This is a genomic window from Vibrio sp. FF266, assembly GCF_041439695.1.
GTDB classification, from domain to species: domain Bacteria; phylum Pseudomonadota; class Gammaproteobacteria; order Enterobacterales; family Vibrionaceae; genus Vibrio; species Vibrio tasmaniensis_A.
Genome location: NZ_JBGOOO010000025.1, coordinates 21,718 through 34,453 on the forward strand (window position 1 = coordinate 21,718; position 12,736 = coordinate 34,453).

Consider the following 12,736-nt stretch of genomic DNA (forward strand, 5'->3'; position numbering starts at 1 on the left):
CTATGAGCTGCTCAAGAAGAAACTTTTTAGCAGGCGCTGGTGCCGTTATTTTTACCACAGGTGTAGCGGGAACTGCGGCAGTAACAAGTCGCAAGACGCTAGCCAATGTTCAAGAAGATGGCACTAAACGTTATGGAATGATTCATGACGAAACCGCTTGTATTGGTTGTACCGCCTGTACCGAAGCATGTCGTGAAGTAAACAAAGTACCTGAAGGTGTATCGCGCTTAGAAATTATTAAGAGTGAGCCCCAAGGCGAATATCCCAATGTTGATTACCGTTTTACTCGTAACTCTTGCCAGCATTGTGATAACGCACCTTGTGTGATGGTTTGCCCAACAGGCGCGGCCTACAAAGATGAAAAAACCGGCATTGTCGACGTTCATCAAGAGAAGTGTGTCGGTTGTGGTTATTGTCTATTGGCTTGCCCATATCAAGTGCGCTTTTTCCATCCTGAGAACAAGTCCGCAGATAAATGTAACTTCTGTCGTGATACCAATCTTGCACAAGGGAAGTTGCCTGCTTGTGTCGAATCTTGCCCGACCAATGCGCTGGTCTTTGGCGATCTAAATGACCCTGAGAGTGAGATAAACCAGGTGCTTCAATCTGAGGTGGTTTACAGAGATAAAGCTTATCTAGGTACTCAGCCAAAACTCTATAAAGTGCCACACCAAAAAGGGGAGATTTGATTATGAGTGCATGGGACGCAGCTTTTCAGTCTGGTACGGTGGTATGGGACTGGATTATAGCAATCTATCTATTTCTCGCGGGGATGTCGGCGGGTGCTGTAATGATCTCCATTTACCTAAAACGTAAGATCATTGAAGGCGATCCTGCTCATAATGGTGTGTTAAAGGCCACGGCTTTTCTTGCGCCATTTGGGATCATTTCAGGTCTGCTTATCTTGGTTTTCCACCTGACAAAACCGTTATCCTTTTGGAAGATCATGATCTTCTATAATCCAACGTCTGTGATGTCGATGGGTGTGATCTTATTCCAAGTATATATGGTGATCTTATTCCTTTGGATCGGCATTATATTTAGAGATCAAATAGTCGTGTTCTTGAATGATCAAGCATGGCTAAAAGGGCGACTTGATTTTGTCGGTAATTGGATTGGCAAATTAGAAGTGTTTGAGAATGCTCTGGAAATATTCTTAGCTGTTCTTGCTCTTATGCTTGCCGCTTATACCGGATTCTTGCTTTCAGCTTTAAATACTTTCCCACTATTGAATAACCCAGTGCTGCCGATTTTGTTCTTGTTCTCGAGCTTATCTTCGGGAGCGGCGGCGTGTATTTTATTTGGTGTGTTGGTCTTTAAAGAATCACCTCATAGCCCGACTATTTCATGGATTCACGGATTCGAACGTCCAGTCGTGATGTTTGAATTGTTTGTTCTAATTACTTTCTTTACTGGGCTGATCTTCGCTGGTGGTCAAAGTGAACAAGCAGTATGGAACGCAATTGGTAGTGGTTTCTGGGCGAGTTGGTTCTGGTATGGCGTCATCGGTGTTGGCATGGTTTTACCGTTGTTGCTGAATGCCGTTACACCAACCTCAATCCGCCATAGCTCGGTGTATATTTTCTCCGTGACTTCGCTAAGCCTAATGGGCGTATTAATGCTGCGAACTTTTGTCCTTTATGCAGGGCAGTTAACGATAGCTTAATTTTGCTCAAGTTTATTAGTGAGCAGATGTTAGATACTAAATATCTGCTTATTAATGAACATGCTTTAAATAAACATGAGATGCGTGTTCAGATTGGCTCTGCTCAAGCGGAGCCTTATTGAGGTGATATGGTCGGTTCTTTGGGGCTGTTTAGTTTAGTGTTGGTTGCTGTACTCAGTAGCATTATTGGTGCGCATTCGTTTTATCAAATGCTAAACAAACGGACGCAAAATATAGGTTTAATCCGCAGTTTCTCTCTTTCAAGTGCATTGTTTTCTCTCACTTCTGTCGCATTGCTTGGCTATGCCTTTGTCAGTGATGACTTCTCTATTCTCTATGTCGCTGAACATTCAAATACTCAATTACCCTCATTTTTTAAGCTCGCAGCCGTATGGGCAGGCCATGAAGGTTCCTTGTTGTTTTGGGTACTGACGATCAGCGTCTGGTCTGGCGTTATTGCCTTACAAAAACACTATTCGAATGAATACCAAAGCCGTGTGTTGTGGGTAATGAATCTACTGCTCGCGATATTTGCTTGGTTCACGTTATTCGCATCAAATCCATTTGAAATGAACTCGATCTTGCCGCTAGAAGGGCGTGACCTTAACCCAATGTTGCAAGATGTCGGCCTGATCTTTCACCCTCCATTACTTTACCTTGGCTATGTCGGTTTTTCTGTGGTGCTGGCATTTGCTGTAGCCGCTTTGCTGGTTGATCCTATTGAGTTTGATTGGGTTGCCCATTGTCGCAGTTGGTGTCTAGTCGCTTGGATCTTTTTAACTGCAGGGATCATTCTTGGTTCTTGGTGGGCGTATTACGAATTAGGCTGGGGCGGCTGGTGGTTCTGGGATCCTGTTGAAAATGCCAGCTTGTTGCCGTGGCTTACTTCAACAGCTTTACTGCACAGTCTAGGCGTTGCTAAGGGCAAACAACAGCTCTTGAAATGGTCTCTCAGCCTTGCTTTCATTACGTTTTGTTTGAGTATCTTAGGCACCTTTATTGTTCGTTCTGGCGTATTAACGTCGGTGCATGCTTTTGCTGTTGACCCAACCAAAGGTATCGCACTGCTACTTATATTAGTGTTGGTACTGGTGAGCTCATTTTCTCTGCTTATCATCAGAGGAGAGTCTTTTGAATCTAACCCGATTACTAGCTTCGCGAGTAAGAGCTTTTTAAGCCTAGTTGCGGTGCTCATTTTTGTCCTGGCGACCGCTGTTGTGGTGTTTGGTACGTTTTATCCAATGGTCTTTGAACTGCTTGGGTTGGGGAACATATCGGTAGGTGCGCCTTACTTTAATTTGTTGATTGCTCCTTTGGCTTTGCTTGCGTTAGCCGTCGTCGGCTTAGCCCCTTTGCTGAGTATTAAACCTCAAGCGACTAAAGGTGTTATTACGCTGATCGCTCTAGTATCTATTGGTCTAGGGTTCGCCTGTTACGCTTTGCAAGTCGAGCAGACCCAAATGATGGCACTGCTGACTTGGGGCCTCGCATTCTGGGTGTTACTGACGCATATTTACGGCTTAGTGGTTACCCGAAGTTCTAAGTTCCAACGCAAAGTCTGGGTGATGACCTTTGCTCATGTCGGGGTTGCAGTACTCGCTGTAGGTGCTGCAATGAATAGCTATCACTCATTTGAGCGCAGCTATAAACTAAGCCCAGGCGCACAAGTAGAGTTCATGGATTGGACGCTTTCTCATCGTGATACCGAGCTTTATGTCGCCTCAAATTTTACCGCAGAGAAGGCGATACTAAACTTAGATGCCGGCGATAAAAGCTTTACCATAGCGCCAGAAAGAAGACACTACCAAGTTCGAGTCATGAACATGAGTGAGCCTGCAATGAAGTGGTTCTGGCATGGCGATGTTTATATCACCATGGGCGAGAAAGTAGATTCCACCGCTTATGCATTTCGAGTGCAGTACAAGGCGTATGCACGCTGGATCTGGTTTGGTGGGTTGTTCTCCATTCTTGGCGCTTTACTCTCATTGAGTCATCGTAAAAAGAAAACCGTTAAGGCGTCACAGTATGCATACCAGCGTTCGTAACAAGCTCATCACGTTAATTATCTTGGCATTAATGGTGGTGTTGGGTTTTGCCTTTGCGCTCAATAATAAGCAGCAATCGACGATTGTGTCGGAGCAAAAAAGGGCATTTCCAGAATTCATATCTACTGCGTTAGCGAATAGTGAAGGCATCAGTAGTAAACAGGAAATTACGTTGGCTGATGTCACTCAGCATCCTTATCAACTGGTTAATGTATGGGCTTCGTGGTGCGGTATATGTAAAACTGAGCACGCTTTTTTGCTCAAACTTCATGATAAAGGTATTCCAATTGTTGGGCTCAATTATCGAGATAACTCCGGGGCAGCGATCAATGTGTTATCGAGCGATGGCAATCCGTACTCAACGGTGATCAGTGATCCTCAAGGTAAGCTAGCGTTAGAACTCGGCGTAATCGGTACTCCTGAAACGTATCTGGTCGACGCTGACGGCCAAATCATTAAGAAGTTACTGGGCGTGATCAACGAATCAGTGTGGCAAGAAGAACTTGCGATGTATTTTGATGGTGCGAATGGATGATGAAGCCTTTAATACAAGCACTCGTTGTGCTGTCTACGCTTATGGTTATTAGTTTTCCGACTTTGGCAGAAGATCTGTTTACAGCCAGTAATAAGGACACGAGTATTCAAGTTGAACTGTTTGAGTTTGAAAACCCAGAACAACAGCAGCGCGCTATTACATTGGCAAAAAACCTACGTTGCCCGCAATGCCAGAATCAAAACCTGATTGAGTCGAACTCTCCAATTGCAAAAGACTTACGCCTCGTTGTATTCAATATGGTGAAAGCAGGGAAGAGTAATAATGAAATTACTCAATATATGACGGAAAGGTTCGGTGAATTTGTGCTCTATAAACCAGCAATGAGTGTTTCAAACTTATTACTTTGGCTACTTCCGAGCGTATTATTTCTCTTATTTATATATCTATCAGTAAAAAGTGTTAGAAAGAGCTCATAAAAATTATGTATTACTGTTTACCAATTGACCTGTATTTTGTAACATTAAAGGATTATAAAGGCTAAGCACTGTTATATAAGGATGTATCTGTGGATAACGTAATCTCAAATTTAAAGAAAGAGTTCCATACTCGTGTCCGATCTGACAAATGGGCAGAAAAATACAGTGCAAAGTCGAGCATTTCTACGCTTACTCAAGAAGAGTTAACCGAATTAGAGAACGCTTGGGTTCAGCTTGTCATCTGGAAGCAAACTCAAATAAGTTAATCGTTCTGTAAAAAATCGTAGCCTTAGCCGCAACTGATTAATTTATAACCCCATGCTGGTCATCCCAATGTGGGGTTTTTTGTTACCTGAAAAATTATTGTTATAATATAACAATTAGTGCATGGTCGACCTTGAAAAAAATTGTTAACAGCCTCATAGTGTCTATCATTAGATAGTTAGCTACAAAATATTGCCTAGACATATAATGTAGTGTTGTTAAATACATCGAATTTTCAAGTGAGTATAGCTATGGCGGAAGTGCGTGCCAGAATAGATTTCAAAGTAGGGGTAACAAGCAGTATTGATGCTGAACTTCTGTCTTTTCATGGATTGAAAACAGATAAAGAGCATGTTGCTGTGATATTTAAATCAGCAGACAAGACACAAGACATACCTCTTGTTCGTATGCACTCTGAGTGCCTGACTGGTGATGTTTTCCATTCCTCTCGCTGTGACTGTGGTGAGCAGCTAGACGAAACCATTAGAATTATGGGTGAGACGGGTGGAGTGATTCTTTACTTACGCCAAGAAGGTCGTGGTATTGGTTTATACAATAAAATCGATGCATACCGCCTGCAAAGTGAAGGTATGAACACTTACGAAGCCAATAACCATCTAGGTTTCGGTGACGATTTGCGTGATTTTACTGAAGCGGCAGAAATGCTTCGTGCTTTAGGAACCACAAAAATTCGCCTAGTCACTAACAACCCAAAGAAAATCAATGAGCTGAAATCTTTTGGTATTGAGATTGAAGAAGTGGTGAACACCTCTGCTCATGTTAAGTCGGGTAATGAAAGCTACCTGAAGGCAAAAGTCTCACACGGTAAGCATAATCTGGATATCTGATTAGCCTCTTTGTTGCGCTTAACATAAAAATGTTTAAAGACCTCACATATGTGAGGTTTTTTTGTATTTATCTTGCAATAAAATTGTAAGTTTGTATTATTCCAATCCGTAGTGCAAATGATAATGGTTTGCACTATTACTACGAATAATAATTTAAAGCTCAACAAGGATGCTTCATGACTATTAAATCTTTAGTGACAAAAGCCGTAACTTCGTCACTCCTTTTTGCCTCTGCTTCTTCTTTCGCTGCAGTAACTCAAGATCAAGTTGTAGAACATTACGCAGATATTGCTCATGCCGTGTTTGCAGATTCAGTAATTACAGCAAAAGCGTTGAACTCTTCTATTGATACCTTCTTAGCTTCTCCTTCTGCTGGCAATTTCGAACAAGTAAAACAAGCTTGGCTTGAGTCTCGCGTACCCTACCAACAGTCAGAAGTATTCCGCTTTGGTAACGTTGTTGTTGACGATTGGGAAGGCCAATTGAACGCATGGCCACTTGATGAAGGCCTAATCGATTACGTTTCGACTGATTACCAATATGAGCTTGGTAACGAAGGCGCTAGCGCAAACATCGTTGCTAATAAAACTTTCCAAATTGGTCAGACAACGGTAGACGCAACCAACATTACTCCAGAACTAATTGCAGATCTCAACGAGATCGGTGGCTCTGAAGCAAACGTAGCGTCTGGCTACCACGCGATTGAATTCCTACTTTGGGGTCAAGATTTAAACGGCACAAACAGCGGTGCAGGTGAGCGTGCTTACACTGACTTCGTTGTTGGCGCTGAGTGTACTAACGGTAACTGTGACCGTCGTGGCGCATACCTAAAAGCATCAGCTGAACTTCTTATCCAAGATCTAGAATGGATGGAAAAACAGTGGGCTGAAGGCGAGAAAGGTAACTACCGTCAAGAGCTTCTTTCTGAATCTAGCGACAACGGCCTACGTAAAATGCTATTTGGCATGGGTTCACTGTCTCTAGGTGAACTAGCGGGTGAGCGTATGAAGGTTGCACTAGAAGCAAACTCTACTGAAGATGAGCACGACTGTTTCTCTGATAACACGCACAACTCTCACTACTACAACGAGCAAGGTATCTACAACGTATACACTGGCTTGTACAAGCGTGAAGATGGTTCTCTACTTTCAGGCCCTAGCCTGTTTGACCTAGTTGAACAAAAAGACGAGCAAGCTGCGAAAGAGATTCAAAAGCAGTTTGATCTAGCACGTGCACAAGTTGGTCAGCTTGTTGTTTCTGCAGAGAAAAATAACCAGCACTTCGATCAGCTAATTGCTGCTGACAACGCTGCAGGTAATGCACTAGTAAACAAAACAATTGTTGCTCTAGTGTCTCAAACGGCTGCGATTGAGCGTGCCGCTGGTGTTATTGGTATTGATAGCCTTAACCCAGACACGGCTGATCACGAGTTCTAAGAACCCGAGACGAAAACAATTAAGGGCTCTCATTGAGCCCTTAATTGTTTGTTATTCAAAAAAGTTACTCCCACATAAAAACTAAAATCAAAAACACCGCAAGGCAATGTATGAAGTCGTATCTATCAGCCTCACTATTAACCGCACTGTTTTTCTTATCGCCATTACATGCCCATGAAACTTACTCTGGTGGTAAAACGACTGTGAAGAAAGAGGGAGCGAATGCTTTTTCTCTTCCTGCAGCCAACCTTCCAATGAGCAAACGTTTGGATTTCAGCGTAGGTAACAGCTTCTTTAGAAACCCTTGGGTACCTGCACCCTCATCAACCGATGCGCGTGATGGGTTAGGCCCACTATTCAACACCAACGGTTGTCAAAACTGCCATATTAAAGATGGTCGTGGTCATGCGCCTGAAAAAGGCGATGAGAACGCGGTTTCAATGTTAGTTCGCTTAAGTATTCCAGCCGAAACGCCAGAGCAGAGACAAGCCTTCATTCGTGATGGTGGTATTCCTGAACCAACTTACGGTGGCCAGTTACAAGATTTCGCGCTTCAAGGTGTAAAACCCGAGGGCAAAGTGAACATCAGCTACACCGATGTTCCTGTTGAATTCAAAGACGGTACAGTCGTTACTTTGCGTAAACCAATTTTAAAGATTACTGATCTTGCCTTTGGCGAGATGCATCCTAAAACTGAGTTTTCAGCTCGTGTTGCGCCGCCAATGATTGGCCTTGGTTTACTTGAAAGCATCCCGCAAGAAACGATTCTCGGATTTGCTAAACAGCAGTTGGCCGACAAGCAAGGTGTTTCAGGCAAAGCGAACTACGTTCTTGATGTTCAAACTAACGATATGGCGTTGGGTCGATTCGGTTGGAAAGCTGGCCAGCCAAACCTAATGCAGCAAAATGCGGCTGCGTTTAACGGTGATTTGGGCTTAACGAGTCGCTTATTCCCGAATGAAAACTGCACATCAGCGCAATCAACCTGTGATGATTTCCTAAATGGTGGCGAGCCAGAAGTCAGTGATAATATATTAGACTTCGTTGAGTTTTATTCGCAGCATTTAGCGGTCCCTATTCGTCGCAACGTCGATAAGCCTGCTGTAGTGCAAGGTAAAAAATTATTCAAAGACGTTGGTTGTCAGAGTTGCCACCAAGCTGAAATTCGCACAGCAGAGCGTGAAGGGTTACCTGCATTGTCTAAGCAATTAATCAGTCCGTATACCGATATGTTGTTGCACGATATGGGGGAAGGCTTAGCCGACAATCGCCCTGAATATCTTGCCAATGGCCAAGAGTGGCGTACGACGCCATTATGGGGATTAGGCTATACCAAAGAAGTGAATGGTCATACGTTCCTGCTTCATGACGGTCGCGCAAGAAACGTTATGGAAGCGGTACTTTGGCACGGTGGTGAAGCAGAAATGGCGAAACAAAACGTTCTGTCTTTGAATGCCACTGAGCGTGAAGCACTACTGGCGTTTTTGAATTCGTTATAGTCGGTCTGAGATTCAGACATTCAAAGATCGAGTTAACCCAAAGAACACAACCGCTGAACGTGTAGGAATACGAGTTCAGCGGTCGTTTGGTATTTAATGAACTCATATAATTAAAAGAAAAATTAGGAAGTAAGGTAACAGCATGACGCATAAATTTTTGTTAATGCCTTTGTCGGTATTAATCATGGCAGGCTGCCAATCATCGGGTGAGCAAGCTGCTTCATCTGAGGTTAATGGTGTTTCTTATCAAGCAGATACGACCGATCACATCAGTCGCAGTGTGTATCAACAAGAGTTTGATTCAGCCGTCCTATTCGCCAAGCAAGCCAACGAGCTAGAAGTCTTGATGCAGTGTTACTGCCAAACTAATGATGTTGAGTTAGATGCTTTGAAAAATCAGTGGCAGCTCACCATGAACAGTTGGATGGCACTGCAAGGACAAGAAAGAGGCCCAACAGCGGCACTTGAAGAGAGCTGGAATATTCAATTTTGGCCAGATAAGAAGAACACCACCGGTCTTAAAATGCGTCAATTGACTCAGCAGGATAAAGCATGGTCTCAAGACGAAATCGCGCAACAGAGTGTTACCGTTCAAGGGCTAGGCGCGTTGGAATGGTCGCTTTATGACGAGCAATCGCCACTGCTTCAAGACAAAACACTAGGCTGCCAATCATCACAAGCGATTACTGAAAACTTAACGATTAAGTCATCTTCGATTGCACAGGCATGGCAGGTTAACCCTTGGTTAGCGTTAGACGAGATTCGTTGGGAGTCTGAATACATCGCTTTATTGACCAACCAACTTGATTACAGCATGAAAAAGCTGAGTCGCCCAATGGCTAAAATCGGTCATCCGCGTCCTTACTTCTCAGAATCATGGCGTGCACAAACCTCAATGACTCAACTAAAAGCGAATGTAGCAGCACTTCAGAATTTGTACCTTGCCGATGGCAATGGCTTAGATCGCTTGTTGAGAGAGAAGGGCTTAAACGACCTGGCTGATCGTGTTGCTGATCAGTTCACGCTAACGCTAGATACTTGGCCTACAGACTCTAGTTTGTTCGAGTTGCTGCAGAGCAAAGAGGGCTACCGAAATGTGCTGACTCAATACAACAAACTAGAACGTTTGAAGTACTTGATTCATGAAGAAGTGGCGATAGAGCTTGGCGTGGTAATAGGATTTAATGCTACCGATGGTGACTGATACTACACGAAGAACGCTACTCAAGGCTGCACTGGGTTGTGCAGCTGTACCTGTACTTCCGTTTGGCTGCGCTAGTCGCTCTGGCGCAGCAAGCACATCTAATGATCCTCAACTGATCGGCTGTGCGCTTAATGGTCGTGGCCAATATTCAGCGGTTGTGGCTGACGAATATGGTATGCCGCTGAGTCAACTGCCGATCCCAGATCGTGGGCATGGCGTCGCGATTTGCCCAACATCATCACATGCGGTGGTTTTTGCTCGTCGTCCTGGTGACTATTTTATGGTGTTTGACTATAAAAATGGTCAGCAGATCAAGATGGTCGTGAAAGGTAACAATCGCCACTTCTATGGTCATGGCGTTTACTCATTAGATGGCAAGTTACTGTATGCCACGGAAGGGAAAACGGACAGCAGCCAAGGTGTGATTGGTGTTTACGATGTCTCACAAGGCTATCGTAAGGTCGAGGAGTTCACTGGCTTTGGTATTGGCCCTCATGAAGTGATCATCATGCCGGATGGTAATCTCGCGATTGGTGTTGGCGGCGTTCATACTGACGGTAGAACACCGAAAAACTTGAATTCAATGCAACCGAGTTTAAGTTATGTTTCACCTGAAGGTGTGCTGCTTGATCAGGTTGAATTGTTGGATAAGAAGCTGAGCATTCGACACTTAGCCCATGATGGTGCTGAAACTGTACTTTGTGGTCAGCAATATCGTGGCGAGCCAGACGAGTATCCTTCGCTGTTGGCGATGCATACTAAAGGTGGGCAGTTTGAATCACTGAATGCAGAACCAGAGCAATGGGCAAGGTTCAATCACTATATCGCCAGTATTGCGGCGTCAGATGATTGGATTATTGCGACTTCGCCAAGAGGCAACTGCTACGGTATTTGGTCTAAAGAAACCCAAGAATTGGTAGAGCTATCTGCGCTGTCTGATGCTTCTGGTGCCGTGCTGCTTGATGGTGAATTTCGACTCAGCTCTGGAGCGGGCAGTGTGGTGAGCCAACACAAGCCTTATGAGAAATCAACTCAGCAATCATCGGTCCAGTGGGATAACCATTGGAGTGCAATCTAGTTCATAAAACCCCTTAAAAAATAACATGCTTACTCCTATTTCTTTGCCATACTTATGAGATGATTGGTGATGGGGTTAAGCATGTTAGCAAAATACTTCTGTGGATTATTGGTGTTAGTTTCTGTGCATGCATGGAGCTATACGAGTTCTGACGAGAGCCGATTTATTCCGGCTGATTCAGAGCTCTCTTTTATGCTGATTTATCCAGAGCTTACCCAAAGTATTTATCAAGACTCATCTCTTCCTATTCTTTGGGATTCGCCTGAACTTGTTAAGGCGTTTGAATTCCAGTTGTCACTTCTCGAACAATCGCAAATGGCCCCGCTTTTTGAACGACAACTTAAGCAAATCCGCCACTATCAAACTCGTGGGCAATGGCAAGAGTTGGACATCTTATTAACCGATACCTTTATTTATTACCTAAGCTACGTTGAGAATGCGCCACTTGCCGGTAAAGAGTGGTATTTCTCGGGCAAGCTGCATTCCAAGTTGCCTGCGCCTTCTCCACATATCCTGATGAGATTGAAAAGCAGTGTCACCAATGATTACTTATTAGAAATGGTATTGTCCTATGCGCCGCCTGTTGGGGATTTTGACCAATTCAAGGCGACCTACTCCGTGCTAGAAACTGCGTCTGAACTCAATATAGAGCGATACAGACAGAAAGGGTTGAAACGCTTAGGTGATGAGCTTTCAGACAAAACCATTCTTGTTGAACGCATTGCTTTGGTTGGTGTTGATACCTCGATGATCGCGGTCGATTTCCCTGTATTTGACCAAGATCTGCAATCGGCAATTAAGTCTTTTCAGCGAATGCACGGCCTTACAGACGATGGGATCGTCGGGCCGGATACGATCAAATGGATCAACATGAGCTTTGATGAACGATTGACTTCGCTGGCTCTCAATGCCGAACGTGTTCGTTTGTGGCCAAGAGACAGAGACTCTCTCATCGTCGTCAATGTCCCTAGTTTTGATATGAAGTATTGGGAAGATGGTGAAGAGGTCTTTGAGTCCAAAGTGGTCGTGGGCAGAAAGTCGCGAAAAACACCGCTTTTAGAGATAAACCTAGATTCGGTTATCTTAAATCCTACTTGGAATGTGCCATGGAAAATCATGGTCAAAGACATCTTGCCTAAAGTAAAAGCGGATGAAAGCTACCTAGAGACACACAACTTCCAAGTGATTGATGGTTGGCGCACCATGGAAACCGTCGACACCACAGATATCGATTGGCAGACCATCAATTTCAATTCGTTCCCATATCGAATGCGTCAACAGGCAGGCTCACGTAATGCACTAGGTTTGTACAAGTTCAACACACCCAACAAGCGAGCTATCTATCTGCACGATACGCCAAGTAAAGGCCTGTTTAATGATGACTTCCGTGCTTACAGTTCAGGTTGTATACGTGTCGAACATGCAGAGGAATTGGCTGAATTGTTGTTTGCCACCAAGGTAAGGAAAGTACCTAACCAAAGTAACGATCTTGCTCCTAATACTAAGGTTCGCCTCAAGAAGCGAATCCCCGTGCATATCATCTATCAAACCGTGCTGTTTGAAGAAGGGGGCATACAGTATCGTGGTGACATCTACCAATATGATAAAGAGGGTGGTTAACCATCATTGAAGCCAATAAGGGTGATCTTGACCAAAAAATGACAACCAAGCTTCTATTGATAAAATTATAATGTGGATCAATAACTAACCTTTTGGGCGGTTTT

At 44.0% G+C, this 12,736-nt stretch carries 12 protein-coding genes; all 12 read left to right on the forward strand.

The genetic code is table 11. The features are described 5' to 3' along the window. Window positions 1–2 precede the first annotated feature (2 nt). Entirely contained in the window at window positions 3–689 is a 687-nt protein-coding gene (gene nrfC, locus ACED59_RS17005) for a cytochrome c nitrite reductase Fe-S protein (RefSeq protein WP_004733373.1), read from the forward strand. A gap of 2 nt (window positions 690–691) precedes the next feature. Beyond that, complete coding sequence (gene nrfD, locus ACED59_RS17010; protein WP_029223973.1) at window positions 692–1,666, forward strand: cytochrome c nitrite reductase subunit NrfD; 975 nt, start codon at window positions 692–694, stop codon at window positions 1,664–1,666. A 128-nt stretch (window positions 1,667–1,794) separates the two neighbouring features. Continuing rightward, window positions 1,795–3,711 carry a heme lyase CcmF/NrfE family subunit gene (locus ACED59_RS17015; protein WP_017098200.1) on the forward strand — a complete coding sequence of 639 codons (1,917 nt, stop codon included), beginning with the start codon at window positions 1,795–1,797 and terminating at the stop codon, window positions 3,709–3,711. Then, window positions 3,692–4,246, forward strand: coding sequence for a DsbE family thiol:disulfide interchange protein (locus tag ACED59_RS17020; protein WP_004733376.1), 555 nt, complete (start codon window positions 3,692–3,694; stop codon window positions 4,244–4,246). Before ACED59_RS17015 ends, ACED59_RS17020 begins: the two co-directional genes overlap by 20 nt. Next, window positions 4,243–4,683, forward strand: a complete 441-nt coding sequence (nrfF, locus tag ACED59_RS17025; protein ID WP_017098201.1) for a heme lyase NrfEFG subunit NrfF — start codon at window positions 4,243–4,245, stop codon at window positions 4,681–4,683. The genes ACED59_RS17020 and nrfF overlap by 4 nt, the downstream gene beginning before the upstream one ends. Window positions 4,684–4,772: 89 nt before the next feature. Then, a complete protein-coding gene (locus tag ACED59_RS17030) occupies window positions 4,773–4,949 on the forward strand; it encodes a hypothetical protein (protein ID WP_017098202.1) in 177 nt (58 codons plus the stop codon). 249 nt (window positions 4,950–5,198) lie between these two features. Continuing rightward, window positions 5,199–5,795: a GTP cyclohydrolase II gene (gene ribA / locus ACED59_RS17035; protein WP_004733379.1), complete on the forward strand. Its 597-nt coding sequence runs from the start codon at window positions 5,199–5,201 to the stop codon at window positions 5,793–5,795. A gap of 176 nt (window positions 5,796–5,971) precedes the next feature. Then, the gene (locus ACED59_RS17040) at window positions 5,972–7,231 is read left to right on the forward strand and encodes an imelysin family protein (RefSeq protein WP_017083887.1); all 1,260 of its coding nucleotides are present in this window, start codon (window positions 5,972–5,974) and stop codon (window positions 7,229–7,231) included. 110 nt (window positions 7,232–7,341) lie between these two features. After that, window positions 7,342–8,730: a di-heme oxidoredictase family protein gene (locus ACED59_RS17045; protein ID WP_029223974.1), complete on the forward strand. Its 1,389-nt coding sequence runs from the start codon at window positions 7,342–7,344 to the stop codon at window positions 8,728–8,730. Between the two features lie 142 nt (window positions 8,731–8,872). Continuing rightward, window positions 8,873–9,934: an imelysin family protein gene (locus tag ACED59_RS17050; RefSeq protein WP_017098204.1), complete on the forward strand. Its 1,062-nt coding sequence runs from the start codon at window positions 8,873–8,875 to the stop codon at window positions 9,932–9,934. Next, complete coding sequence (locus ACED59_RS17055; RefSeq protein ID WP_032499886.1) at window positions 9,924–11,012, forward strand: DUF1513 domain-containing protein; 1,089 nt, start codon at window positions 9,924–9,926, stop codon at window positions 11,010–11,012. Before ACED59_RS17050 ends, ACED59_RS17055 begins: the two co-directional genes overlap by 11 nt. An 81-nt stretch (window positions 11,013–11,093) precedes the next feature. After that, window positions 11,094–12,632, forward strand: a complete 1,539-nt coding sequence (locus tag ACED59_RS17060; protein ID WP_029223975.1) for a murein L,D-transpeptidase — start codon at window positions 11,094–11,096, stop codon at window positions 12,630–12,632. Window positions 12,633–12,736 lie beyond the last annotated feature (104 nt).

Coding starts and splice junctions, on each gene's coding strand:
- ACED59_RS17050 (WP_017098204.1), top strand. CDS start 8,873: ATGACGCATAAATTTTTGTTAATGCCTTTGTCGGTATTAATCATGGCA.
- ACED59_RS17055 (WP_032499886.1), top strand. CDS start 9,924: ATGGTGACTGATACTACACGAAGAACGCTACTCAAGGCTGCACTGGGT.
- nrfF (WP_017098201.1), top strand. CDS start 4,243: ATGATGAAGCCTTTAATACAAGCACTCGTTGTGCTGTCTACGCTTATG.
- nrfC (WP_004733373.1), top strand. CDS start 3: ATGAGCTGCTCAAGAAGAAACTTTTTAGCAGGCGCTGGTGCCGTTATT.
- ACED59_RS17020 (WP_004733376.1), top strand. CDS start 3,692: ATGCATACCAGCGTTCGTAACAAGCTCATCACGTTAATTATCTTGGCA.
- ribA (WP_004733379.1), top strand. CDS start 5,199: ATGGCGGAAGTGCGTGCCAGAATAGATTTCAAAGTAGGGGTAACAAGC.
- ACED59_RS17040 (WP_017083887.1), top strand. CDS start 5,972: ATGACTATTAAATCTTTAGTGACAAAAGCCGTAACTTCGTCACTCCTT.
- ACED59_RS17015 (WP_017098200.1), top strand. CDS start 1,795: ATGGTCGGTTCTTTGGGGCTGTTTAGTTTAGTGTTGGTTGCTGTACTC.
- ACED59_RS17060 (WP_029223975.1), top strand. CDS start 11,094: ATGTTAGCAAAATACTTCTGTGGATTATTGGTGTTAGTTTCTGTGCAT.
- nrfD (WP_029223973.1), top strand. CDS start 692: ATGAGTGCATGGGACGCAGCTTTTCAGTCTGGTACGGTGGTATGGGAC.
- ACED59_RS17045 (WP_029223974.1), top strand. CDS start 7,342: ATGAAGTCGTATCTATCAGCCTCACTATTAACCGCACTGTTTTTCTTA.